We start from the raw sequence: 24,931 nt of genomic DNA, 5'->3' as shown, positions 1-24,931 counted from the left end.
TTATACTCCTTTAATCATCAAACACGACGACACCTTTAGCGATACGCCCTGCTAGCATGTCGTCAAAGCCTGTTTGTAACTCATCTAACGAGTAAGTTTTTGTGACTAGCTCATCGAGCTTGAGCTTTTTTGCGTCATAAAGGTCTAGTATTTGAGCAAAGTCGCGCTTAGGATTACATTGCCCGTAGAGCGGATTTATATAAATTTTATCCCATTCAAATAGTTCGCAATCAAAATCTATTTTTTGCTCAATGCCACTCACTTGCACCGCAACGCCCGCGCTGCGTATTAATGCTAATGGCGCTGAACCAAGTGCCGGCACTGCTGTACACTCAAAGGCATAATCGGCTCCGCGACTATTTGTTAGCGCTTTAACTTCGTTTATCATGTGAACTAAATCAGGGTCATACTTTTTAGCAAGTACGGTATGTGTAGCACCAAATGCTTTAGCTTGTGTTAATCGCTCCGGTGACAAATCAATTGCTATTATTTTAGCGGCGCCTGAAATTGCAGCCCCTTGTATTGCATTTAGTCCTACGCCTCCACAGCCTAATACGGCCACTGAAGAACCTGCTTTTACTTTAGCTGCATTAACTACTGATCCATAACCGGTCATTACGCCGCAACCAACAATACTTGCACTTGGAAAAGGAATGTCACTGTGTATTTTTATAACTGCAGCAGCCTTAACGACGGTGTATTCGCTCATCGTACCTAAATGAAATGAGCGCTCTAAGCTATTGCCATTATGCTCACACGCTTGTTTACCTGCGTGCCCGCATAAACCATTGCCCGTTACGGGGCTATTTACTTCACAAATGTGTAAATTACCCTCTTGGCACTGGAAACACTCACCACACGGAATTGCCCAATTTAGTATTACTTTATCGCCGATAGTAAATTCCGTTATACCTTCGCCCAACTCAACAACGGTTCCTGCGCCTTCATGACCAATGATAAATTTTTTATTCCACGTTTTAATTGAATCCCAATCTGTATGACAAATACCTGAGGCTTTTATTTTAATTTTTACTTCGCCAGCACTTGGTTTTCCGACATTAACGGTATCGAAGAAAAAACCGCCTTTTCCATCTGCAATTGCAGCTTTTGCCTTGTACATGTAGACTCCTAAGTCTCTAAATATAAGTATTATGTTATGAAGCAACCGACAATTTACTGTGAACCGTTTTGTATAAAAGACGGTTACGATTTCGAAATTCATCATGTAAGTTATCTTCAGCACGATAGCTATTCATGTTTTATGCACTTTCATCAGGTGCATGAATTTATATTTTTTGAACAAATTGACGGCACTTATTTTTATCATCAAGGTGAATCGATTCTTTCTGATTTTGAGGCCGTTTTTACACCCGCTATGGAAACCCACGACTTTGCTTTAAATCCGCGCCCTAAATCTTGGTATATTGTGCAATTTATGCCTGAACGCCTTAATAATCAGGCCTTACAAGAATTTATAGAATTACTAAAAACTGGTTTGCATTTAAGCTTTAGCATTGAAATACAAAAAAGGATTCATAAGTTGCTCGCTTGGATGCTTAGCGAATTTAACGAAAATCCTAAAAGTAAAACCTGTGCTCAACTGTTTGATAGCTTAATCACTATGGTGTGCGAATATGGTAAAAGCAGTTTATCTAAGCAGCAAACGTCATTAAGTAGCTCAGCAAGTTTTAAAAAGCTTGCTCCGGTAATTAATGAGCTTAAAACAAATAACGGCCTTAACCTGTCACTTGAGCAAGCCGCAGCCCTTTGCCATTTATCACCTTCGTATTTTTCAAGGGTATTTAAAAAGCACTTTAGAGAGCCTTATTCCGACTACCTGATTCAGCACAAGTTATATAATGCCGCACGGTTACTCGGGCAAAGTGATGTTTCGGTGACTGATATATCTTACGATTTAAGCTTTTCTAGCCCGTCGTATTTTATTAAGCAGTTTAAACATCACTTTAAAGTGACTCCGCATCAGTATCGACAGCAGTTACGCCTGAAATAACTGAGGCTTTGCAAGTGCTATAGTCAAATTGTTCAATACCTGTTTGTTTACCTTTAAACCTTGCTTAATAGCCTGTGTGCCAAGTACATAGGCCTTTGCATAATTAACAGCTTCCACACAAAGCAGTGTGTCGTTATTAAAGTACCAAAGTGAAAATTGACCGGGAGCTTCTTGGCGCTTAATAATCTCGTTATAGCCTTGTGATAAACCTACTATTTGTAATTTATATTCGTATTGATCTGACCAAAACCAAGGGAGTGCAGGAGCTGACGTATTATTTTTAGCTAAAAACTGCGCAGCAACTTTAGCTTGGTCAACTGCGTTTTGTACCGACTCAAGTCTGATCCAACGATTATAAATTTTATTAAAATGAATAGTGCAATCACCAATTGAGTAGATATCAGGGTGTGATGTTTGGCATACGTCATTTACTTTTATGCCTTGATCAACCACCAGCTCAGCATCTGTTGCAAGTTGTGTATTTAGCCTTACACCTACGCCAATTAAAATAAAATCGGCGGGATACTCACTACCATCACTACATTGCACATAATGTTTATTGTTTGTGTGCTTAATTTGTACAATATCTTTTGCTGTTTGCAGGTCTACCCCCTTCGCTTTGTGTAAATCAGTTAAAAAGTCAGACATAGCAGATGATGTGACTCGCGATAGTATTTTTTCTTGTTTTTCGATAACCGTTACTTTAGCGCCAAGTGCAATAAAGGATGACGCCGATTCAAGGCCGATATAACCTCCACCAATAATCACCACTTCTTTGTTAGTGCTTGCACTTAGCGCTTTTTTTATTGCTACGGCATCACTATGTGTTCGCATTGCGAAATATTGAGAGGTGCCATATTCATCTACAGTTTCACTAAGGCCTGTAATTGGAGGAATAAAAGCTGAGCAACCGGTTGCGATTACTAATTTATCAAATGCTAGATGCTTATTATTTTCAAGAGTAACTATTTTGTTATCTTTATTAATTGCAGTAACACGCTTACCTAAACATAAATCTATATGGCTATCTGTGTAGGATTTTTGCACCTTTAAAGGTATTGATTTTACCTCTAACGATTGCAGCGTTTTTTTAGACAGCGGTGGCCTGTGATATGGCAGTTCAGGATCGCTATCGAGTAATGTAATTTTACCCAGCCAACCTTGCTGGCGTAAGTTAAATGCAAAGTTAACGCCGCCATGGCTTGCACCAATAATAACAACGCTTTGCTGCAGTGAGTTTGGCTCTAATTGTGTGTTTTGCATAATGCTGTACCCGCTTTTAATTGGCTACTCTGAAGGTCATGCCATCAATATTTTCAGACACCTCAATTTGGCAACATAAACGGCTGTATTGCGTTACGTTATCGTCCAGCTCTAGCATGTCGCTTTCTATCTCATCGGGTGTGCCTACTTTTTTAAAGTCATCCGGTGTTAAGTAAATATGACACGTTGCACACGAACATACACCGCCACAATCACCATCAATACCAGCAACACCATTTGCTGATGCCAGTTCCATTAGCGAGCCACTGTCGCCTTCTACTTCAACTGCATCGTTTGTTTTGGTTATAAATATTACTTTCGCCATCGTATTAATCCTCTACTTTTACTTGTTACTATATTTATTTAACTATTTTCTACGGTGTTTTTATTTTGATTTAAAGCTAACGTGCAGACTGTTAAAGCCAACCTTTCTTGAAAACTCACCGAGTTTTTCAATATTTTCATCTGCTTTTATTGCCTCTATTTGAGCAACTTTATTAGCAAGCGATAACACTAGTTGACGTAAAATTTGGCGGGCATGCGTTGCGCCCAAACAATTGTGATGGCTAAAACCAAAACTAATATGCGGGTTAACTTTTCGATCGAAGTCGACATTGTTAGGGTTTTTGAATACCTTTTCATCGCGATTAGCCGACGCCCAACATAACGAAACTCGTGTGTCGGCTTTTATAGCGTGCTCACATACACTTGTGTCTTGCGTAGCGACACGGCCCATTTGCGTAAGCGGCGAAAAATAGCGAATTAGTTCTTCTACGGCCCTGTTTAATATTTCAGGCTCATCATCAATACGCTTTAAATCGCTGATGTTTTCGCTAAAGTAGGCAATAGAGTTTGTGATCGCGTTTATAACGGTGTCGCGCCCCCCTGCAAAGGTGAGGATCATCACACCTTTTACTTCTTCTTTACTCAGCTTTTTACCGTTCGCCTGTGAATTTAAAAGCACTGAATATAAATCATCACCCGGGATTGCAATGGCGTTTTCTATTTGCTCATCAATGTAGTTGTATAGAATATTGGCTTTATCGCCATCAAGGTCACTGTCTTCACTTCTAAATACATGAGTACCCCAATCTATCCATGTTTGTGCTTTATCCATTGAGGTATTAAGTAACAGCGTTAACGCTTTAGATTGAAGTGGTAAAGCAAATTGTGACACCACATCAAATGACTCTGCTTTAAAGGCGTTTTCAATAGTTTCATCAATAATGGTTTGTAAACGCGCTTGGTAACATTCATCTAATGGGCGTTTAAACCAAGGGTTTAATAATTCACGAAAGCCACCGTGCTGAGGAGGGTCTACTTCAAACGGAATTTGGCGTGTTTCACGTATTGCCACTTCTGATGGAATTACAATACGTCCAGGTTTAGCACCCGATTGAAAAACAGCACAATTATGCGCTGCTTTTCGTACATCTTTTAAGCCTAAGATCATATTTACAGGATCGTTTTGGTCATCCATTTGACCCATTCCTGTTACTTTTCGTTGCTGTGCAAACGCATCGGGAAACTCGCTAATACCAGTTACTTTTGACGTCATAATGAAACCTAATTTCTATTATTAATCTATTTTTGTTACACCATTTTAATCGCAACTTTATTATACAAATACACGGATTTTGCTTAAAAATGGTAATTTGATGCTCTTTATTGCTATTTTAAATATAAAAAAGCCAGCAATTAAAGCTGGCTTTTGACGGAGTTGTGAGAGCCCCTAACTAATTAATTTAAAATCTAGGTAATGAAGCTATTTTCGGTGTGAATTGCAACCAACAGTTTTACAGCAGACTAAGCAATTTGGGTTTGTGTAAAAAAATCAATATTTGCAATGGCAATAACTATTTACCTTTATAAAAGCGTCCACAAAATCAGTACTCATAAATTAAAACTTATGACAAAGAGATTATCATTCATTCCTTGATAAATAATTTCTACACTGAATTTGTGGACACACAACAACTCTTTTCTTTTATTACTAATTTTTCTAGTTACGACTGTTTAATTAAATGTGTTCTCATTAGTTGAGGGTCAAATTCTACACCCGTCCCAATTATATCTGGCGCGCACGCTTGCCCATTTTCAAGCTTTAAAGGACGTGTTGTATATTCATCTATAGGGAATGAATGAACTTCTAAAAAACCAGCGTGAGGCTGAGATGCCAACAGTGATACATGTAGTTCATGCATGCCATGGCTACAAATAGGTAAATTATGGGTATATGCCATACTCGCTACATGTAACCACCCTGTTATGCCACCAATATTTGATGCATCTGGTTGTAAAAAACCTAATTTAGCTTGGTCAATCGCATAGCCAAATTCGTGCAATGTATGTAAATTCTCACCCATTGCAAGCGGTATCGAAGTAGCTTGCGCTATACGAGCAAAGCCTTTGTAATCATCAGGTATGGTAGGTTCTTCAAACCAAGTAATGTCGTATTTTTCAATTGATTTGGCAAAACGAATAGCTTGCTCGACACTCATTGAATAATTAGCATCTACCATAAGCGTTTTATCTTCGCCAATTAGATCTCTTACTGCGGCTACGCGTTCTATGTCTTCTTTAAAGTTGGGTTTACCTACTTTAATTTTTACTGCATTAAAACCACGCTGCAGGTAACCACCTATATTATTAAGCAGCTTTTCTTGGCTAAAGTTTAAATCTATTCCACCTGCATAACATTTTGTTTGATTACAGCTACCGCCCGCGACTTGCCATAATGGCGCGTTTAAACGCTTACATTTAATATCCCACAGCGCTATATCGACTGCAGATATGGCAAAACTAAGTAAACCACCACGGCCAACATAATGAAGTTCCCACTGTAATTTGTCCCAAATTGCCATGATAGACATTGAACTTTGTCCAATTAGACCAGGCTTAATTTCATCGTTAAGAAGTGAATAAATTGCACGACCACCTTTACCGCCAGTGTAGGTATACCCCATCCCCTCATAACCATCATGAGTTATAATATGCAGTGTAATAACTTCAAAGTGAGTGTGATCACCGTGCTTCGCATCACTTAGCACTTCAGCTAACGGAATTTGGTAATACTCGACTTTTACACTTTTAATTGTTTGTGATGATACTTTCATTAAGCCACCGAATTAGTTTACATAACACTGTTCATTGTTAACAATCTACAACAGCTAGTGATCGTTGTAAAGTCTATCTTGTTAAATAAAACGAAATTAACTTAGTTAAATATTAATGCATTCGTGTTTTAGTTTATGAAACTACACACGTTATCGCTGTGTTTAAAAAGGTTTGAAATAAGCTATAGAAAAAGCGAAGTTATTTTAAATCAAGTGCAAGTAGTTGCGTATGCGCTGTTATATAAACGCGATTTTGTGATTGATTAAACGTTAAATTAGCACTAATATTTGGCATTTCAATTTGAGCTAATAGCTCAGCGTTTTTATTAAACAGCCATAACCCGTTAGGTCCAGTTGCAAAAATAACCCCACTTTTATGTACCTTTAAACCATCCGGTAAACCTTTGTCGTGCTTAGTTACTGATGGTAATTCATAAAATAATGATTTACTTATCACTGCCCCACTATCGTTTAAATGATACTGATACCATGCGGGTTTATTTGCATTGGATGCTGCTACATATAAGGTTTTATTATCAGCTGATAATGCGACCCCATTAGGATAAATAAGATCACGATCTAACAAGGTAAGCTCCCCTGTATTTTTAAGTGAGTATACTCCCTGAAAATTAAGCTCTTTACTTTCGTCATCTAATTGATTGGGCAAACCATAGGGGGGATCGCTAAAATAAAGCGTGCCGTCGTCATTAAAAGCACCATCATTAGGGCTGTTAAATTTTTGCGTATTGAAATGACTAACTATGTGTAAGTATTTTGATTTAGGCACGCTCAATGATGCCTTCATTTTTGATATTACACGTGAGCGCGATTGTAAAAGTACAAGCTCATTTTGCTTATTCACAATTAAACCGTTTGAATAGCCGCTGTGTGCTAAATACAAACTTGCTCCTTTGCCTGGAGTGTATTTATATACCTGATGATTAGGTATATCAGAATATAATAAATACCCTCCTTGGTTAATCCAAACAGGCCCCTCTAGCCAAGCATAACCCGAGGCGAGGGTTTTAACATGGCTATTTAAGTTAAGCACTTCAAGCGCTTGCTCATTAAATATTTTGTAGGGACCTTGCTCGAATAAAAGTGTGTTACTTTGCTTAGCAGATACACCCAAACATAAAACACACAATGCGCTTAGTATATATTTAATTTTTAGCATTGTTATACCTACGTTCATACAACGATTTATTCATGCTTTTAGCTGCATCTACAAGCGGTTTGTATGGAATATCAGCTACATTTACAAAGCCTACATTATAGTTTTCACCATCGTATGCTCGTCCGGTTAGTGGAGAGTCGATGTATTGAAACCAATGCGCACCAACAAAATATGGGTTGTCTATAACGCTATTCATGTATTTTTTATATTTAGTACCACGCTCTTGCTGAGATTGAGTATGTATAAGTCCTGGATTTAATAAACCAGAATCAAGCGCACCATTATGAAATTCACCTATAATGCTTGGCATGTTTATATCTGATAAAAACGCCCAAAAATCTTCGTTTAATCCCTCCCGGTAATAGTTATAGCTCATCACATCTACATGCGCGGCAGCGGCGGCTCTTATTTCAGGCGTCATACCCCAATCGGCAAAACGTGCCCCCATATTTAACTGATTTGGAAGGTGTTTAGCAATAGCCGCGTCTACCACGGCAAAATACTGATTAGCGTAATGAAATAACATAGTAGATAAATCTTCATTAGTTTGCTCGTTAAACTGCGTAAGTGCGACGCCTGCAGCAAACTCATCCCATGAGGCAAGGCGTATATTCCATGCTTCATTCAGTTTGCTAATTTTGCTGTACTTATTTTTCATTAAGGTAACAAATTGTGCTTTAGTCGGGCTATTTTGGGCGTTATTTTTAAGTGTATTAATAGCAATACCATAACGTGCGGCGTCAGAATTCATCATGCCCCAGCTTTTTTCGTTATCAATAAATACACCAACACACCAAGGGCTGTTTTTAACTTGTTGGGCTACTTTTGCAAGCGTTACATCAGCGCGCTCAACAAATAAGGAATCAAATGGGTCAGGTAATGGGCTCCAGTAGTCGTTACCACTGCTTACCGTTTTAAAATTACCAATGATCCACGCATTAGCAAAATAAGGTAATTTATTAGTATGGTAATAATCTTCTTCTATCCAATTACCAAATGAAGTAAAACCCCATGAAAGCATGCGTTTCACTGTGGTGTTTTGCCACTGTTTCATTAAATTGTTATTATTGTTGGCTTGATATTTTCGCTGTAAATTAGCGCGATAAAAGCTAAATGTTTCACCTCTTTTAATTGCACCACTGTGAACTTCGCGCCTATAGCCGTAATTATCTGCTAAAGGGTTATTTTGCTCGGGTAACCAATTAAACATATCAGCTCTAAGTGCTGAGCTTTTATAGCGTGTTGGCCACGCTGCCTCTGGGGCTGGGTTTAACCCAAGAGAATCCTCTGGTGTTAAATCACCAGCTTCACGCTGTTTGATATAGCTTTGATCAAAATCGTAACCGGTTATGGTTGAAGTATTTGCCATACGAACGTTATCAATGCCGGTTGAAAAAAACAGATAACCTTCTGGGTCGACTAAACTCCATTTCCCTTTGTATTTTTCGGTTCTAAAATATCCCGTTGCCTTTAATTGTGGGCCGTTTTTCCAGCCACTATATTTAGAACGTCCTTTCATTGGTGAGTTTTGTAAGTTAATTTGCTCTTTTTGAGAAATAACTTGTAGCTGCTCTGTTGAAGATACTTTGTTGGTAAAGTCTAATTTTGCATTTTGCCCAAATTTATCAACTAACCCTTTAAGATAGTGAGTATCAAAATTAGTTGGTTTGATTAAGCGAACGTTATCTATTAAAAAACGTTTATCCTCAAGTAATCCCTTTACTCCAAATGATACTTTAACAATGCTACTTACATCGATATTTTTTTGTCCGCCTCTATATACTATTGGCGTATAACTGCTCTTCCAACTTGGTGGGTTTGAGCGAATACCTGAATTAACATTCAAATTTACGCCTTTTAATTCTATATAATACGTGTTTTGCGACTGAGCAGGCACAACAACACTTCGAGTTTGAAATTGTCCCGACTTGTCTATTGTCTTTATGTATAGGTGAGTAGAAACCTCATCAGGGTTTTGTATATCAAGTGCAAGGGCAAAGTTTCCTGTTGCTTGCCAATTCCATCCTTTTGGATTAATGAATTCAAAATCACTTTCTACATTAGATTTAGATTTTAATGTAACCGCTAGTTTATGGTTTCCACCTTCCTTTATTAATGTACTAAAGCCATTAATTGTATTTATATATTGGCTGTAATTATCCTGTTCAAAATCAAAAATTATATGCTCTTTTTTTAATGGAGTGGCCCCTTTAGTTGAATCTTGATCTGAAGTTTTCGCATTGTGACACCCTGCAAGTACCGATAAACAAAAAAACGAGGATGCTAATTTTACACTGTAAGGATTGAGAAACATGTTGGCCTACTATTGTGCGTGTTTAAATGTGTACTTTTGAGCAATAATTGATAGCTAAAAAGCGTTAAAACTACACAAGATAATTACACACACGACGATACAAAACAATTAACTGTTAACAATACAGTGGATTTTAGAAGCGTTATATAATAGAGGGAGCTATTAAAAAATATAAGTTATAGATAAAAAACATAAAATTCAATACTTTAAACACTACTCTCCATAATCATTAGCAGATATTCTTTGAGGGTACTACGAGTAGATTTGTTACAGTAAAGTAGAGTTAATGCCAGATTAACTTCTATAGTAGAGCAAACAGTTTATCGGCACTTTTAGTGGTTTGAACGCAAAATACAAAGTTATACTATAACATTGTTGATTCGTTAATTTTGCGGTGTTATATTATATCACAACATAATAACCACGAACCAATATATCCATGACAAAGTTAACATTAATCTCCTCTGCTATTTTTTCTGTTTTATGTTCTCAATCAGCTTTGGCTGCAACCGTTACTGGTAAAGTAATGGATGATAAAAATCAACCAATTAAAAATGCCTCTATCCATGTCCATGGCAAAAACCAAAGCGTTAAAAGTAATGATTTAGGCGAGTTTGCTATCGATATAGATGCAAACAGCCAATTACATATTAGTAAAGACAACTACATAGACTCTCGTATTGCTGTTACCGAATCTTCAAATAATCTGTCTGTGTCACTTAAACCAACATCGGTTGAAACAGTTGTTGTTTATGCCTCTGCACTTCATAAGAACAGCCTAGAAATGATATCGCCAGTAAGCGTACTCTCAGGTGATGAATTAAGAAATAAATCTAAACCAACACTTGGCGAAACTCTTAAAGGTTTACCAGGCGTAAATGCAAGTTACTTTGGCCCTGTATCATCAAGCCCAATTATTCGTGGTTTAGATGGCCCTCGCGTTAAAATCACACAAAATGGATTAGATGCCAGCGATGCGTCGCGAATTGGCCCAGACCACGCGACATCAGGCGACAGCCTAGCGGCAGAGCAAATTGAAGTGTTGCGCGGTCCAAGTACCCTACTTTATGGCTCTGGTGCAATTGGTGGCGTTGTAAACGTGGTTGATAACCGTATTCCTACTAGCAATATCGACGAGCTTACAGGCGCTGCTGAATACAGCCACGATACGGTGTCAAATTCAAACACCGTAGCTGCAAAACTTGAAACAGGTAATGAAGGCTTTAACTTTCATTTTGATGGTACTAAGCGCAGCGGCGATGATTACCAAACACCGACCTTTACTATTGCCGACGATGATGGCGATGTTGAAACCGAAAGCTCGGTAGAAAATACTTTTATTGATAGCGAAACACTCAACTTTGGTACCAGCTATGTTGGCGATCACTTAACGATTGGTTTTTCTTACGGTAGCATTGAGACTGATTACGGTATTCCTGGGCATGAGCATCATCACGATCACGAAGGTGAAACTGAAGAAGAGCATGCTGAACATGAAGATGAAGCTGCTGAAGAGCCTGTTTACGCACATTTAGAGCAAGACCGCTGGCAAGGGCTTGTAAGTTACGCTCTTCATAATAACTGGATTGAAACCATCAACCTACGTGTTGGCTATACAGATTATTCACACAGCGAAATTGAAGATGGCGAAATTGGTACTACTTTTAAAAATAAAACGACTGAAGCACGTCTAAATGTAGAGCATAAGTTTGCTGATTGGCACGGAATGATGGGCTATCACTACAGCGATTCTGACTACGATGCAATTGGTGAAGAAGCATTTACACCCGCGAGTGTAACTACAACTAACGCATTATATTTACTAGAAGAGCGTGAATTTGGCGACGTGACAATAGAGCTTGGTGCACGTGTAGAAGATTACAAAATTGAAAGCCAAATCACGGCACACGAACATAGCCACGATGAAGTAGAAATAGATCATAGCGACGAAGAAACTATTGGATACAATAAAAGCTTTACCAATTTAAGCGCCTCTGCCGGTGCCATCTGGCAGTACAGGCCGGGTCATAGTATTGCGACAAGTATTTCTCACTCAGAAAGAGCACCACTTTCGGCAGAGCTTTTATCAAATGGTTTACACATTGCAACCGGCACTTATGAGCTAGGTCTTGGTTACAACATTGAAGATAATGAAGCGCATTTTGAGCCAGAGAATATCAAGCAAGAAACCTCAACAAACCTAGATTTAAGCTTTAGACGTTTTAGCGGTGATTTTGGCTACACCGTTAACTTTTTCTATAACGATATTAAAAACTTTTATTTCCAAGAAAATACGGGGTTAGTTTACGATGAAGAAGATGGTTTAGAATCAGCTATTGGTGCACATGACGATGCTGTTGCGGTTTATCAGTTTACAAGTAAAGACGCAGAGCTTTATGGAATTGAGTTTGACGCACATTACCAAGTAGCCCCAAGCGCTATGGTTAAAGTATTTGGTGACTCAACTCGTGCAAAACTAAAAGACGACGAAGGCAACTTACCGCGTATCCCTGCCAATAAATTAGGCTCTGAGTTACAGTACGATTTAGGTGACTTACAACTAACACTGACGGGTACTCATTACTTTGATCAAAACGATGTAACTGCATTTGAAACAAAAACGGACGGCTATACGTTATTTGATGCACAAGCTAATTACCAATTAGGTTTAGGCAGTGTAGATGCACAGCTTTATATAAACGTGGATAACATTACTGATGAGTTAGGCTTTGTGCATAGCTCATTTATTAAAGATAAAGCCCCACTACCAGGCAGAAACTTCCGCTTTGGTGTTCGTGGTTATTTTTAATAATTAAAAATAGTTTTTAGTTTATATATTTACAAACCGCATTTTATTAATGCGGTTTTTTTATTTTTAGAATATATAATATCAACACGCAGTAATACTTAATCGATTTGAAGGATTAAACCTGACGCTAACTGCGTTAAGAATTGCTGATATACGACTGCATGGATGCAGGAGGTAGAGCAATGCAAGAGCAATTAGTGATAACAACTAAACAACGAAATTTTTACCTTGTTATCGACACAATTTTCTTAGCGAAAAACAGATAACTTAATTAAGCGAATTGGTATAAAACTCTTAAATTACAAACACAAAAAAGCCGTATTCAAATTGAATACGGCTTTTTACACTTTTAAATTAAAATTTATTTAATTTAATTTAAGAAATGATTTCGTGTAGCTCAACGTCAAATACAAGCGTTGAGAAAGGTGCGATTGCAGCACCTGCGCCACGTTCACCATAAGCAAGCTCATGAGGAACGTAGATACGCCATTTAGTACCTACAGGCATCATTTGTAATGCTTCAGTCCAGCCTTTGATCACGCCACCAACTGGAAATTCAGCTGGTTGACCGCGCTCGTATGAGCTATCAAACACAGTACCGTTAATAAGTGTACCGTGGTAATCAACACGTACTGTAGACTCAGCTGTTGGCTTTTCGCCTTCGCCAGTTGCTAGTACTTCGTATTGAAGACCAGACTCAGTTACTGTGATTTCAGGACGTTTTGCGTTTTCTTCTAAGAATGAAATACCTTCTGCAGAAAGTACTTTAGACTCTTCTTCACGACGAGCTTGAATCTCTTCGTTGATTTTTTCAAATGCAGCTTGGATCTCAGGGATCTCAACTTGAAATGCGCTACCAGCGTACGCATCTTTCATGCCTTCAAATACTGAATTTAGGTTTAAGCCTTCAAAAGGATTAGACTTAAGTTGCTCACCCATTTGTAAGCCAATACCGTAACTTGCTTTTTCAGCATCTGTAGTAAAATTATCTGACATAATGTGTTTTTCACGTTTTGTTAGTTAAAAGACGCGACTATGCTATCACAAAATAAACCGCGTTTGGGGCTAGTTTTTGCTGAGTTTTAGCTTAATTAGGCCAACAATATAACTACAAAGCGGCAAACTGAATAAAATTCCAACAAGTAGAGGCATTGTTAGTAATCCTGATTCGCCAAACAGTAAAAATGGCACTACAAGCAGCCCTATACAACCAATAAAAACAGAGCCAATAACTGGCCAATGCTTATCGTATTTGGTAATAAGATGGGCAGCTAAAACATTAAAACCAACACCATAAATTAAAGCGGTAATTAATGGATACTCTGGTTGAGCATCTATAGCCATTTTTACTAATAAGCTAATAGCACTTTGATAGCAGTAACCAAATACAGTCCATAATAAAAGATGTTTTATTAATTTCTGCGAGGTTGGTAGGTTTGTTGCTTTAGTCATTTAGAAACTCCACAAAGCAAAAAACCGCCCATAAGGCGGTTTTTTTAAATAATGGTGGAGAGATAGGGATTTGAACCCTAGATGGGCTATAAACCCATGCCGGTTTTCAAGACCGGTGCATTCGACCACTCTGCCATCTCTCCGCACGGCGCGAATAATATGGCTAAATACATAACTTGTAAAGAGCTAAATAGAAATTAATATAAAATATTAACATATTGGATAAAATAGACCCACTTTGTTCTTTTGTTAAGCTCTTCACTTTAATAAAAGTGTAGTTAATAGACTAAAGTTAAACACATTAATAATATTGTTTAGGTCTACGTGCAATCCAAGAGCAGATTAAACAAGCCAGTATACTCAGTGCGGTAAAGGTAACGCCTTGAAAAATTAAATCGAATCGATTTAAATCATCACTTGGTACTACAACAAACATAAAAGCTGGTAGCACACTAAGCGATAAAACGTAGCAGCATACTTTAAATGCACGCCCAAAGTCGAAACGTTTGGACTGGTGCATCCACCATGTTAACAACACAAGCATACCCATCGCTGAACCGGCTATAAAGTGTGATGCATTTGTGCTCATTGCAACATACAGTGTTACAAAAGCACCAATGATTCCCCAAATTGACCATGCTAGCCAATTCTCTTTTTCACGTAAAAATAAATTTCCCATAGTTTTCGTCTTCTTTATCGTTATTTTTATTAAGACTTTCCATAATGTATCAAAAAACAACCGATTAAAAAACAAACTGAAGAAGATTTAGTAAATTTAGTGCTTCCAAGCGCTTCTTACAGCCAAGCCATTAACTTTTGAATAATACTCTTTGTAACCTTAATGAATTATGACTATGTAAGTTGCGCAAAGTTCATACTATTTCACAAATTACTAAAATAGTTTTCTGGCTTATGGCGAGGCGACTTTTTACAATCGACTTCGGGTGTACCTATATATAAATACCCTACTATTTCATCTTGCTCATGTAAGTTAAGCGCTTTTTTAACCGCGCTACTTTGTGCAAAGTAGCCTGTGCGCCAAACACCGCCTAACCCTTGGGCAAATGCAGCTTGTTGCATCGCTAATACACTACAGCCTGCGCTTTGTACTTGTTCTATTCGAGGAACTTTTGGGTGTTCTTGATATTTAGCAATTGCTATTACAATCATAGGCGCACGAAGGGGAAGCTCTTTAGCACGGTTAATTACTTTTTCTTCTTGTTGCTCTGCCACTGCACTTTGATGGTAAATTTCACCCAGTTTATTGCGTGCATCACCTTGAGCAACAATGAACTGCCACGGTGCTATACAGCCATGATCAGGAACACGTAATGCTGCTTGCTTAATTATGTCGAGCTGCTCAGGCGTAGGGCCCGGCTCTGTTAGTTTAGAGTCTGATTGGCGGGTAAGTAAAAGCTCGATAGCGTTCATAACGATTCCTCAAAATTCAAAACGCTAGAGTAACATTTAAACCCTTAAAAAATAAATACCGAGAAATTAAAATGCAAAACGGCCGCAAAGGGTTAAGCTATGCGGCCGTTAGTAAAGTAGATTAAATACGTTATTCTTTTACAATATTTCGCCTTAACCAGTAATCTATACTAACAAAACGCCCACCGCCCATAAAAAACAAGCTAAGAAGCATAGCAAAATAAATTGCCGAAAATTCTATACCGTTGTTTAAAATAGACGGCTTGCCCTTTTCGTATAGATAATCAGGAAAACCGTGTTCTTCAACTAAGCCACGAATTTTACCTATTCGGTCTTGTACTTCTAGTGAGTTTTCAAGGCTTTCTTTAGCGCCCGGAATTGATAACCAATCGAGCACTTGCGCAGCACTTGTTTCTGGATTAGTTGGTGCTATTGCAAACCAACCATTATGCCAATGCACTGAGGTTGCAGCGACAACCATTGTGAACATAAGTGGGATACTGACCAAGCGAGTTAAAAGGCCAAGTAATAAAAACCAACCTCCTAAAAATTCACTCCAGCCAGCTAAAAAAGCTAGTAAGTCAGGAAACGGTAATCCTAAACCCCATTCATTATTACCAAACCATTGAACTACATCTGGAGATGCTAAAAAGTTATCAAAGAAACCTTCTGTCTCACCGCTTATAGCAAGTTTGTTATAACCTGCAATGATCATAACAGGGGCTAAAATCAAGCGAAATAGCAATGCAGGTAAACCATCTAAAAATGATAGTTTACCCAATATTGCATCATAAAGATTGGTTAGTTTGTTCATGCGTATCCTGTGTGTTCACTGTTTATTAAGTTATAGACTATAAACAGCAAAGACCGCATGAATTGATAAACTATTTCAATTTATTTACAAAGGTTAAATACTTCTAGCGACCTGAAGAGCTTCAAAAATAGCGCGTTTAGCATCAATAGCAGCAGCTAGTTTAGCTCCGCCTATAACATGTACCTTTGCGTTATCTGTGTAATTTTCTAGCACTTCGTTGTTAGAAACCTGACCAATACAGGCAATAACCGTGTCTACTGGCAGTACTTGAGTTTCACCAGCAACATTAATAGTTAGTCCGCTTTTATCAAAGCTTTGGTATTGGCAATCAGCAATTTGCTTAACGCCATGCTGCTTAGCAACTTGGCGATGTATCCAACCCGTTGTTTTACCAAGCTCGCTACCAAAACGACCCGCACTGCGTTTTAACATATACAATTGACGTTCATCTTTATGAGGTTGGGCTTCACACTCAATCCCCCATTGCGTTTTAAACTCGCTAATAGTTTGCGATTTATGTTCGCTTAAAAACGCAACCATATCAAAACCTATACCACCGGCACCTAAAATAGCAATTGATTTACCCAACTCTACTTCGCCGCGTATAACTTCGTCATAAGCAAATACACGCTTATCATCGCTACACTTAATAGAGGCTTCACGCGGCCTAACGCCAGTTGCAAATACGATGTCATCATAGCTTTTAAGCATTGAATCGTCATAAGCTTTACCAAGCTCTACAGTTACTTTTAATCGATCAAGCTCATTAGTGAAGTAAGTAAGAGTATGGTTAAAGTCTTCTTTGCCCGGTATTTGCATAGCTAAATTAAATTGGCCACCCATTTGCGGTTTTTGATCAATTAACGTGACGTTATGCCCTTTTTGAGCCAAGTAACAACTTGCCGATAAACCAGCAGGGCCTGCACCGACTACTAATACGTTTTTAGCTTTGGTTGCTTGCTCTAACGGGTAATCTAGCTCAAATGCAGCTTGTGGATTAACTAAACACGTAGCACGTTTATTTTTAAATACGTGATCTAGACAACCTTGGTTACACCCTATACAAATATTAATTTGCTTAGATTGATTATTTGCGTATTTATTAAAAAACTCTGGATCGGCAAGTAGCGGCCTTGCCATCGAAATTAAATCAGCCTCGCCTGCATTTAAAATATCGTTAGCTATTTCTGGAGTATTAATTCGGTTAACAGCAATAACTGGCACGCTCACCACGTCTTTTAAACGTTTTGATGCTTCTTTAAATGCACCTGGCGGCACCATACTCGCAATAGTCGGTACACGCGCTTCGTGCCAACCAATACCTGTGTTAAATATATCAACACCCGCTTTTTCAAGCTCGGTAGCTTGTATGACAACTTCCTCTGGTGTTGAACCGTTTGGGATTAAATCAATAACCGACAATCTAAAAATGATTAAGAATTGCTCAGATACTTTTGCTCTTACAGCTTTAACTATTTCAAGCGCAAGTCGCATTCTATTTTCTAGGCTGCCACCAAATTCATCTTCACGTTTATTGGTGTGCGGCGCCATAAACTCATTAATCAAATACCCTTCAGAACCCATAACTTCAACGCCATCGTAGCCAGCTTTTTCAGCCATATAGGCAGAGTGCGCAAAGTCTTTAATTGTTTTCTTAATCGAGCCAAGCGTCATCGCTTTAGGTTTATAAGGATTAATAGGTGCTTTTATTGCACTTGGTGCCTGATTGAATGGATGATACGCATAACGTCCAGCGTGTAATAATTGCAAACAAATTTTTCCGCCGTGTTTATGCACAGCATCTGTGTAAGCGCGGTGCTTAAATACATCGTAATAACTATTAAATGAAGATGAAATAGGTGTTAATTTGCCACGTAAATTAGGGCTGTATCCGCCCGTAATTAACATTGCGGTACCGCCTTTTGCACGTGCTTCATAAAATGCACGTAAGCGTTTGCGGTTATGCCATCCCTCTTCAAGGCCTGTATGCATTGAGCCCATCACTAAGCGGTTACGTAATTGTGTGTGTTTTAGTTGTAATTGTTGTTCTAACATCTTGTGCCCCGTTAACTGGTCTAACCTGTATGCATTAGCTAATTCTGCTTTAATGGCAAGTAATAAGCAATATGTGCCTTCATTTAATTAAAAAAAGCCATAAAAACATGTATTAATAGCACCTCATAAACACTTCGTTACGATTTAGCAGTTAAATTTATTTTTATTCTAGGCTAAGATGGAACTAATGTATTAACTGTACCAAATTAAGGAGCTATTTTGATAGCAAAGGTATTTAAAGGTATTTGGACTGGAATTAACTTTTCTCGTCGTTTAATACTCAACATTCTGTTTTTATTACTGGTAATTGTTTTCTTAGTGTCACTCTCAAGTGACGACGATAAAATAATAGTTGAAAATGGCTCTGTGCTTAGGCTTGACCTAAATGGCCCTATTGTTGAAGAAAAAACATACATAGATCCGGTCGAAGCTGCAATTAGTGATGCTACTTCTGGTTCTGAAGCGCCAAGCGAAATATTACTCGACGATATTGTTGAAGTAATAAACGAAGCGACTAAAGACGATCGCATTACGGTGATGCTGCTTGATTTACAAGAAATGCCTAAAGCGCATTTAAACAAACTTAAGCAAATTACCAATGCTATTGATGCATTTAAACAAGCTGGCAAAAAAGTGATTGCATCGGGTTATTACTATACCCAAGCACAATACTATATTGCATCACATGCTGATGAAATCGCTATGCACCCATACGGTAGCGTAGGTATTGAAGGTTACGGCATGTATCCGCTTTACTTTAAAGATGCACTTGAAAAACTTGAAGTAACGCAGCATATTTTCCGTGTTGGTACATTTAAGTCAGCAGTAGAACCTTTCATTCGTAACGACATGTCTGAAGCAGCCAAAGAAGCTAACCGTGTTTGGTTAGGCGCTCTTTGGAGCGAATACAAACAAGATGTTGCTGCGGTTCGCCCATTTGATGAGTCAAATTTCGACGAGACAATGGACGTATATCTTGAAAAAATGAAAGCTGCAGATGGCGATGCAGGTAAATATGCACTTGACCACCAGTGGGTTGATTCTTTAAAAACAAATCAACAAGTTCGCAAACAATTAATTGATTTAGTTGGCGCACAAGAAGATGGCAAAACATTTAAGCAAGTTTCATTTCGTGAATACTTAAGCTTAGTTAAACCACCGATTGAATTTGATAACCCTATTACCGAAAAAGTCGCCGTTGTAGTTGCTAAAGGTACAATTGTTGATGGTGAGCGTAAAGCTGGAGAAATTGGTGGCGACTCTACAGCAGCCCTACTTCGTAAAGCACGCCTTGATGACAAAGTTAAAGCGGTCGTACTGCGCATTGATTCAGGTGGCGGTAGTATGTTTGCCTCTGAAGTTATTCGTGCAGAAGTATTAGCGCTTAAAGCTGCTGGTAAGCCTGTTATTGCCTCTATGAGCTCTGTAGCTGCATCAGGTGGTTATTGGATTGCCTCTGCTGCAAACGAAATCTGGGCAGCACCGAGTACTATTACAGGTTCAATTGGTGTATTTGGTACGTTTATGACATTTGAAAAAACCTTATCTAAAATTGGTGTTTATTCAGATGGCGTTGCAACAACCGAAATGGCTGGTTTTTCTATCACTCGTCCCCTAAACGAAAAAATGGGTCAAGTAATTCAGATGAGCGTTGAAGAAGCATACGGTCGCTTTTTAAACGTTGTCGCTGATGCCCGTAATATGACGCCTGAGCAAGTTGATAAAATTGCCCAAGGCCGCGTATGGATTGCATCTCAAGCACTTGAACTGGGTTTAGTAGACAAACTTGGTGATAAACAAGATGCTATAAAAGCAGCCGCAGCACTTGCAAAACTTAATCACTATGAAGTTAAAACCATTAAACAAGATTTAAGCTCGCAAGAAAAAATGATTCAAAACATTTTTGGTAACGCATCTATTAAATCGATGCTTGGTTTACAAACACAAAAAACATCTGTGTTAGCAACGCAAGCTAACTTGCAAAGCGTTATTAACCAATTAAGTACTGAAGTTGAAAACCTTAAAGATTACAACGACCCACAAGGTGTATATGCACGCTGTTTAGTGTGTAACGTTGCACAATAAAAGTGCATAGCTTTACCTAATCAGCTGTATTTAAAGTTACTTAACGTTATACTAAGCCCAGTTTTTTTACTGGGCTTTTTTTATGAAACGTAAACGCATTTATATCGCTTATACTGGCGGTACTATAGGTATGAAAAAATCGAGTCGAGGTTATATTCCTGCTGAAGGTTTTTTAACAGAAACCGTAATGAACAACGCAGAGTTTAACCGTGATGAAATGCCTTTGTTTGATATTCACGAATACTGCCCTCTTATAGATTCTTCAGATATGTCTCCTGAGCATTGGCAACTTATTGCTGATGACATTAAAGATAAATACCAAGATTATGATGGTTTTGTTGTGCTTCATGGCACCGATACAATGGCGTATACAGCCTCAGCACTATCGTTTATGTTCGAAAACCTAACTAAACCTGTGATTGTAACTGGCTCACAAATTCCGCTTTCTCAATTACGCTCAGATGGTCAAGTAAACCTTCTGAATGCAATGTATTTAGCGGCAAATTATCCAATTGCAGAAGTAAGTCTATTTTTTAATAACCAACTGTTTAGAGGTAACAGAGCAACTAAAGCCCACGCCGATGGATTTAATGCATTTGCGTCGCCTAATCTTGATCCCTTAGCGTTGTCGGGTATTAGTATTCAACTTATTAAAGGCCAACTTAGTCCTTATGTTGAAAATGAGCTGCAAGTTACTCCTATTACACCTCAACCCATTGGTGTGCTTTATTTATACCCTGGTATTAGTCAAGAAGTGGTTAAAAGCTTAGTTAATGGCAATATTAAAGCCTTGGTGTTGCTTAGTTTTGGTGTAGGTAATGCACCGCAAGATCCTAACTTTTTATCAATACTTGAAGAAGCAAGTAAACGTGGCGTCGTTATTGTTAATTTAACCCAGTGCTTAAAAGGCCATGTAAATATGGGCGGCTATGCAACGGGTAATGCACTGTTAAATATTGGTGTTATTAGTGGATACGATATGACCCTTGAAGCGTGTTTAACTAAATTACATTATTTATTTAGCCAAAAGCTAGAAGTAGAGACGATTCGTCATTTAATGCAAGACAATTTACGTGGTGAATTAAGCCGTTAAATCTCACCGCGCCTAAAATACAAAAGGCACGCTAAATAGCGTGCCTTTATCGTTTTAAACAACTGTTTATTACCTAACTTTAGCGTCGATATCTACTAAGTCAGTTAAATGGCATGTTTCACCGCTATGGGTTTTAACGCCGTGCTCACCAAAGTAATCACGCTGGGCTTGAACTAAATGCCCATTACTCGGTGTGGTTAATGTTGCTAAATACGTTTGTGTAGCACCCAATACAGGGAATGCTAAACCAGTCATTATTGCTTGTCCGGTAATTTTGCGCAAAGAGTTAGACTCTTTCTCAAGGGTATCAATAAATTCAACACCTTGTGCAACGCTATCAAGGTAGTCAGCACGAATAATACAACCAGCACGCCACGTTTGAAGCGTTTTAGATAAATCAACTTTCCACTGATGAGTACGTGATGCACCTTTAATTAACGCTAAACCTTGGCGATACGCTAGTAAGCTTGCAAGTAAGAACGCTTCTTTTAGCTCTTCTAAATCAATTTCAACATTGTTAGTTGATTTAGATGCATACGTCATCTCTTGTGCAGCCGTTGTATTACATGCATTAGTTAAATGACGAGCTTGTACAGCAGCAACAAGTGAAGGAACTGCAATACCAAGTTCTAGTGCATTTTGCGCAGTCCAAAGACCAGTACCTTTAGCGCCAACTTTATTATCAATTAAGTCCGCAAGCGGTACATTATTATGATTTTCAAGTGACAATATGTGGCTAGAAATAGACAGTAAGTAGCTATTTAATTGACCTTCTGACCAGTCATTAAATATCTCAGCCACTTCTTTTGGAGAACGATTAGTGCCTAAACGAAGTAATTGGTACACTTCTGCAATAAGTTGCATAAGTGCGTATTCAATACCGTTGTGAACCATTTTTACAAAATGACCACTTGCTGATTGACCAACACGTGCAAAACACGAGTCGCCATTATAGCTAGCAGCTACTTTTTCAAACCATGGCTCAATACGTTCCCAACCACCCTCAGAACCACTTGCCATCATTGCAGGACCATGGCGAGCGCCTTCTGCACCGCCAGAAATTCCCATAGTGGCAAATTCAAATTTATTTTGGTATTTAAGTTTACGCGTTATACCGTCTTTATAATTACTATTACCGCAATCGACAATCATATCGTCACAGTTAACGCCGGCCTCTACAAGTTCATTACAAACTGTATCAACTAACTCACCAGCAGGAACAAGTAATAAAATAGAACGAGGTGCCTCTAAACGCCTTACCATGTCTCTTAAATCAGAGACAATGTGAAGCCTATCAGCCATGCCTTGAGATTTAGCACAACTTAGTAACTCTTCACCCGCATGTGGGTTTTTGTCATAAGCGACTAGCGTTATCCCTTTTTCAATCAAGTTTAGGGCAAGATTTTTTCCCATAACGCCTAACCCTACTAATGCAACTTGCATCTAGTGTCCTCCTCGGTAACAACTATTTGGTTAGAAAATTCAGTGTATAAATTAAATAATACCGCGTGCATTATACTCATACAGTCATAAAATACTAATTATGAGTCAATACAACATGCTTTTTTATTACAGATAAATAAGCTACGTAATTATATCAAACATCAATGGTCTAGGGGTGACTAAAAGCAAAGCTAATTGAAATTAAGATCATTGACGCATTCTGACACCGGTGTCATAATGATGACACAATAGTTTTGTATAAAATAGTGGCAAACCTTTGAAGTTTGCACATAACTAAAATATTTTATTCTAATATAGATATTTTAAGTCAACAAAATAACGTCAACATGCTTTCACCAAGCAAACAGGAGAAATTGATGCTAAGACGCACGAAAATAGTCGCTACCCTTGGACCTGCTACCGATAGAGATAACAACTTAGAAAAAATTATTATCGCTGGGGCTAATGTAGTACGTTTAAACTTCTCACATGGTGTTGCCCAAGATCATAAAGACCGTGCACAAGCTGTACGCGATATTGCAAAAAGATTAGGCAAGCATATTGCTATACTTGCTGACCTTCAAGGCCCTAAAATCCGCGTTTCTACTTTTAAAGAAGGTAAAGTAACGCTTGCTGTGGGTGCAAAATTTACCCTTGATGCAAAAATGGAAAAAGGCGAAGGCGACATAAACTCTGTAGGTATTGATTATAAAGAATTACCTAACGATGTAAGCCCTAACGATTTACTACTTCTAAATGACGGCCTTATTCAATTAAGTGTTGATGAAGTAGCTGGGCATTTAGTGCATTGTACAGTCACTGTTGGCGGTGTTTTATCTAACAATAAAGGTATTAACCGTTTAGGTGGTGGCTTAACTGCTCCAGCATTTACTGAAAAAGACAAAGAAGATTTAATAACTGCCGCTGAAATTGACGTAGATTACATTGCCGTATCATTCCCACGTAGTGGCGACGATATGCGCTACGTACGCTCACTTGCTGAAGCTGCTGGTTCAAAAGCACAGTTACTTGCTAAAATTGAACGTGCTGAAGCCGTTGAAACCCAAGAAGCTGTTGATGACATCATTTTAGCGTCTGACGCAGTAATGGTTGCTCGTGGTGATTTAGGTGTTGAAATTGGTGATGCTGCTCTTATGGGCAAGCAAAAACTAATTATTCGTCGTGCTCGTTCATTAAACCGTACTGTAGTTACAGCAACGCAAATGATGGAATCGATGATCGATAACCCTATGCCTACACGTGCAGAAGTTATGGATGTTGCAAATGCTGTTCTTGATGGAACAGATGCTGTAATGCTTTCAGCTGAAACAGCTGCAGGTGATTATCCTGAAGAAACAGTTGCGACTATGGCACGCGTTTGTTTAGGTGCTGAATCGCAAAAAGAAACGCACGTTTCTAAACACCGTTTAGATAGTCGCTTTTCTAACAATGCTGAATCAATTGCGCTTTCTGCTATGTATGCAGCTAATCACTTAGATTCTGTTAAAGCAATTATCACACTTACTGAATCTGGTAGTACGGCTAAATTAATGTCGCGTATCAGCTCAGGCTTACCAATCTACTCGCTTTCACGTCATGCCAGTACATTAGGTCAAACAGCACTTTATCGTGGTGTTTACCCAGTATTTTTTGATTCTACAAAAACTGAAAAAGACGGTATGGTAAAAGCCGCGCTTGATACTTTAGTTTCTCAAGGGTCTTTACAGTCTGGCGATACAGTAATTATTACTCACGGTGACTCAATGGAAACTGTGGGCGCAACTAACACAATGAAAATTGTAACTGTTGCATAATTAAACGCCGAATATAAAAAATGCGAGCTTAGCTCGCATTTTTTGTGTCTGTAA

Annotated in this window: 19 protein-coding genes and 1 tRNA gene; 5 read left to right on the top strand and 15 right to left on the bottom strand. The window is 38.4% G+C overall.

The annotated features are described in order from the left end of the window. Positions 1–10: 10 nt before the first annotated feature. Positions 11–1,120 (bottom strand): Zn-dependent alcohol dehydrogenase, encoded by a 1,110-nt coding sequence (locus I6F42_RS05915; protein ID WP_007586186.1) that lies wholly within the window; start codon positions 1,118–1,120, stop codon positions 11–13. A gap of 36 nt (positions 1,121–1,156) precedes the next feature. On the opposite strand from I6F42_RS05915, the gene I6F42_RS05910 reads away from it, so the two are divergent. Then, positions 1,157–2,011, top strand: a complete 855-nt coding sequence (locus I6F42_RS05910; protein ID WP_010554484.1) for a helix-turn-helix transcriptional regulator — start codon at positions 1,157–1,159, stop codon at positions 2,009–2,011. Here I6F42_RS05910 and I6F42_RS05905 read toward each other — a convergent pair. From I6F42_RS05905 to I6F42_RS05880, 6 genes are all read right to left on the bottom strand, one after another. After that, on the bottom strand, positions 1,997–3,274 hold the full coding sequence (locus tag I6F42_RS05905) for an NAD(P)/FAD-dependent oxidoreductase (RefSeq protein WP_010554483.1): 1,278 nt from the start codon (positions 3,272–3,274) through the stop codon (positions 1,997–1,999). The genes I6F42_RS05910 and I6F42_RS05905 overlap by 15 nt on opposite strands. A gap of 16 nt (positions 3,275–3,290) precedes the next feature. Then, the gene (locus I6F42_RS05900; RefSeq protein ID WP_007586189.1) at positions 3,291–3,599 is read right to left on the bottom strand and encodes a 2Fe-2S iron-sulfur cluster-binding protein; all 309 of its coding nucleotides are present in this window, start codon (positions 3,597–3,599) and stop codon (positions 3,291–3,293) included. A gap of 60 nt (positions 3,600–3,659) precedes the next feature. Then, positions 3,660–4,832 (bottom strand): cytochrome P450, encoded by a 1,173-nt coding sequence (locus tag I6F42_RS05895; protein WP_197151416.1) that lies wholly within the window; start codon positions 4,830–4,832, stop codon positions 3,660–3,662. Between the two features lie 448 nt (positions 4,833–5,280). After that, the gene (locus tag I6F42_RS05890; RefSeq protein WP_010554481.1) at positions 5,281–6,390 is read right to left on the bottom strand and encodes a mandelate racemase/muconate lactonizing enzyme family protein; all 1,110 of its coding nucleotides are present in this window, start codon (positions 6,388–6,390) and stop codon (positions 5,281–5,283) included. Positions 6,391–6,589: 199 nt separating this feature from the next. Then, positions 6,590–7,567, bottom strand: coding sequence for an SMP-30/gluconolactonase/LRE family protein (locus tag I6F42_RS05885; RefSeq protein ID WP_165725842.1), 978 nt, complete (start codon positions 7,565–7,567; stop codon positions 6,590–6,592). Then, complete coding sequence (locus I6F42_RS05880) at positions 7,554–9,881, bottom strand: agarase (RefSeq protein ID WP_197151413.1); 2,328 nt, start codon at positions 9,879–9,881, stop codon at positions 7,554–7,556. The genes I6F42_RS05885 and I6F42_RS05880 overlap by 14 nt, the downstream gene beginning before the upstream one ends. Before the next feature lie 439 nt (positions 9,882–10,320). Here I6F42_RS05880 and I6F42_RS05875 point away from each other — a divergent pair, with 439 nt between their 5' ends. Next, positions 10,321–12,690 carry a TonB-dependent receptor domain-containing protein gene (locus I6F42_RS05875; protein ID WP_197151410.1) on the top strand — a complete coding sequence of 790 codons (2,370 nt, stop codon included), beginning with the start codon at positions 10,321–10,323 and terminating at the stop codon, positions 12,688–12,690. A gap of 375 nt (positions 12,691–13,065) precedes the next feature. Here I6F42_RS05875 and I6F42_RS05870 read toward each other — a convergent pair whose 3' ends face one another. The 7 genes from I6F42_RS05870 to I6F42_RS05840 form a co-directional block, all read right to left on the bottom strand. Further along, positions 13,066–13,686, bottom strand: coding sequence for an FKBP-type peptidyl-prolyl cis-trans isomerase (locus I6F42_RS05870; protein WP_007586200.1), 621 nt, complete (start codon positions 13,684–13,686; stop codon positions 13,066–13,068). A gap of 69 nt (positions 13,687–13,755) precedes the next feature. Next, positions 13,756–14,142 (bottom strand): hypothetical protein, encoded by a 387-nt coding sequence (locus tag I6F42_RS05865; RefSeq protein ID WP_010554477.1) that lies wholly within the window; start codon positions 14,140–14,142, stop codon positions 13,756–13,758. 52 nt (positions 14,143–14,194) lie between these two features. Next, a tRNA-Ser gene (locus tag I6F42_RS05860) sits at positions 14,195–14,285 on the bottom strand. Positions 14,286–14,443: 158 nt separating this feature from the next. Beyond that, on the bottom strand, positions 14,444–14,821 hold the full coding sequence (locus I6F42_RS05855) for a hypothetical protein (protein WP_007582705.1): 378 nt from the start codon (positions 14,819–14,821) through the stop codon (positions 14,444–14,446). 203 nt (positions 14,822–15,024) lie between these two features. Then, on the bottom strand, positions 15,025–15,573 hold the full coding sequence (locus I6F42_RS05850; RefSeq protein ID WP_007582703.1) for an NAD(P)H nitroreductase: 549 nt from the start codon (positions 15,571–15,573) through the stop codon (positions 15,025–15,027). A gap of 130 nt (positions 15,574–15,703) precedes the next feature. Then, entirely contained in the window at positions 15,704–16,387 is a 684-nt protein-coding gene (locus I6F42_RS05845; protein WP_007582701.1) for a DoxX family protein, read from the bottom strand. Between the two features lie 93 nt (positions 16,388–16,480). Further along, entirely contained in the window at positions 16,481–18,442 is a 1,962-nt protein-coding gene (locus I6F42_RS05840) for an FAD-dependent oxidoreductase (protein ID WP_010554476.1), read from the bottom strand. 219 nt (positions 18,443–18,661) lie between these two features. Between I6F42_RS05840 and sppA the strand changes: the two genes are divergently transcribed. Continuing rightward, a complete protein-coding gene (gene sppA / locus I6F42_RS05835; RefSeq protein WP_197151406.1) occupies positions 18,662–20,527 on the top strand; it encodes a signal peptide peptidase SppA in 1,866 nt (621 codons plus the stop codon). 82 nt (positions 20,528–20,609) lie between these two features. Further along, complete coding sequence (ansA, locus tag I6F42_RS05830; protein ID WP_197151398.1) at positions 20,610–21,620, top strand: asparaginase; 1,011 nt, start codon at positions 20,610–20,612, stop codon at positions 21,618–21,620. Between the two features lie 69 nt (positions 21,621–21,689). Here ansA and gndA read toward each other — a convergent pair whose 3' ends face one another. Further along, positions 21,690–23,063, bottom strand: a complete 1,374-nt coding sequence (gene gndA / locus I6F42_RS05825; RefSeq protein ID WP_010554474.1) for an NADP-dependent phosphogluconate dehydrogenase — start codon at positions 23,061–23,063, stop codon at positions 21,690–21,692. A gap of 377 nt (positions 23,064–23,440) precedes the next feature. Here gndA and pyk point away from each other — a divergent pair, with 377 nt between their 5' ends. Then, complete coding sequence (pyk, locus tag I6F42_RS05820; protein WP_007582689.1) at positions 23,441–24,877, top strand: pyruvate kinase; 1,437 nt, start codon at positions 23,441–23,443, stop codon at positions 24,875–24,877. Positions 24,878–24,931 lie beyond the last annotated feature (54 nt).

The organism is Pseudoalteromonas sp. SWYJZ12 (assembly GCF_015864395.1).
GTDB classification, from domain to species: Bacteria; Pseudomonadota; Gammaproteobacteria; order Enterobacterales; family Alteromonadaceae; genus Pseudoalteromonas; species Pseudoalteromonas arctica.
The sequence above is the reverse complement of the archived record's forward strand: the minus strand, read 5'-3'. Positions and strand labels throughout refer to the sequence as shown.

What these genes read in the sequence shown, in the direction of transcription:
- I6F42_RS05915 (WP_007586186.1), bottom strand. Translation starts at nt 1,120, where the DNA reads ATGTACAAGGCAAAAGCTGCAATTGCAGATGGAAAAGGCGGTTTTTTC.
- I6F42_RS05910 (WP_010554484.1), top strand. Translation starts at nt 1,157, where the DNA reads ATGAAGCAACCGACAATTTACTGTGAACCGTTTTGTATAAAAGACGGT.
- I6F42_RS05905 (WP_010554483.1), bottom strand. Translation starts at nt 3,274, where the DNA reads ATGCAAAACACACAATTAGAGCCAAACTCACTGCAGCAAAGCGTTGTT.
- I6F42_RS05900 (WP_007586189.1), bottom strand. Translation starts at nt 3,599, where the DNA reads ATGGCGAAAGTAATATTTATAACCAAAACAAACGATGCAGTTGAAGTA.
- I6F42_RS05895 (WP_197151416.1), bottom strand. Translation starts at nt 4,832, where the DNA reads ATGACGTCAAAAGTAACTGGTATTAGCGAGTTTCCCGATGCGTTTGCA.
- I6F42_RS05890 (WP_010554481.1), bottom strand. Translation starts at nt 6,390, where the DNA reads ATGAAAGTATCATCACAAACAATTAAAAGTGTAAAAGTCGAGTATTAC.
- I6F42_RS05885 (WP_165725842.1), bottom strand. Translation starts at nt 7,567, where the DNA reads ATGCTAAAAATTAAATATATACTAAGCGCATTGTGTGTTTTATGTTTG.
- I6F42_RS05880 (WP_197151413.1), bottom strand. Translation starts at nt 9,881, where the DNA reads ATGTTTCTCAATCCTTACAGTGTAAAATTAGCATCCTCGTTTTTTTGT.
- I6F42_RS05875 (WP_197151410.1), top strand. Translation starts at nt 10,321, where the DNA reads ATGACAAAGTTAACATTAATCTCCTCTGCTATTTTTTCTGTTTTATGT.
- I6F42_RS05870 (WP_007586200.1), bottom strand. Translation starts at nt 13,686, where the DNA reads ATGTCAGATAATTTTACTACAGATGCTGAAAAAGCAAGTTACGGTATT.
- I6F42_RS05865 (WP_010554477.1), bottom strand. Translation starts at nt 14,142, where the DNA reads ATGACTAAAGCAACAAACCTACCAACCTCGCAGAAATTAATAAAACAT.
- I6F42_RS05855 (WP_007582705.1), bottom strand. Translation starts at nt 14,821, where the DNA reads ATGGGAAATTTATTTTTACGTGAAAAAGAGAATTGGCTAGCATGGTCA.
- I6F42_RS05850 (WP_007582703.1), bottom strand. Translation starts at nt 15,573, where the DNA reads ATGAACGCTATCGAGCTTTTACTTACCCGCCAATCAGACTCTAAACTA.
- I6F42_RS05845 (WP_007582701.1), bottom strand. Translation starts at nt 16,387, where the DNA reads ATGAACAAACTAACCAATCTTTATGATGCAATATTGGGTAAACTATCA.
- I6F42_RS05840 (WP_010554476.1), bottom strand. Translation starts at nt 18,442, where the DNA reads ATGTTAGAACAACAATTACAACTAAAACACACACAATTACGTAACCGC.
- ansA (WP_197151398.1), top strand. Translation starts at nt 20,610, where the DNA reads ATGAAACGTAAACGCATTTATATCGCTTATACTGGCGGTACTATAGGT.
- gndA (WP_010554474.1), bottom strand. Translation starts at nt 23,063, where the DNA reads ATGCAAGTTGCATTAGTAGGGTTAGGCGTTATGGGAAAAAATCTTGCC.
- pyk (WP_007582689.1), top strand. Translation starts at nt 23,441, where the DNA reads ATGCTAAGACGCACGAAAATAGTCGCTACCCTTGGACCTGCTACCGAT.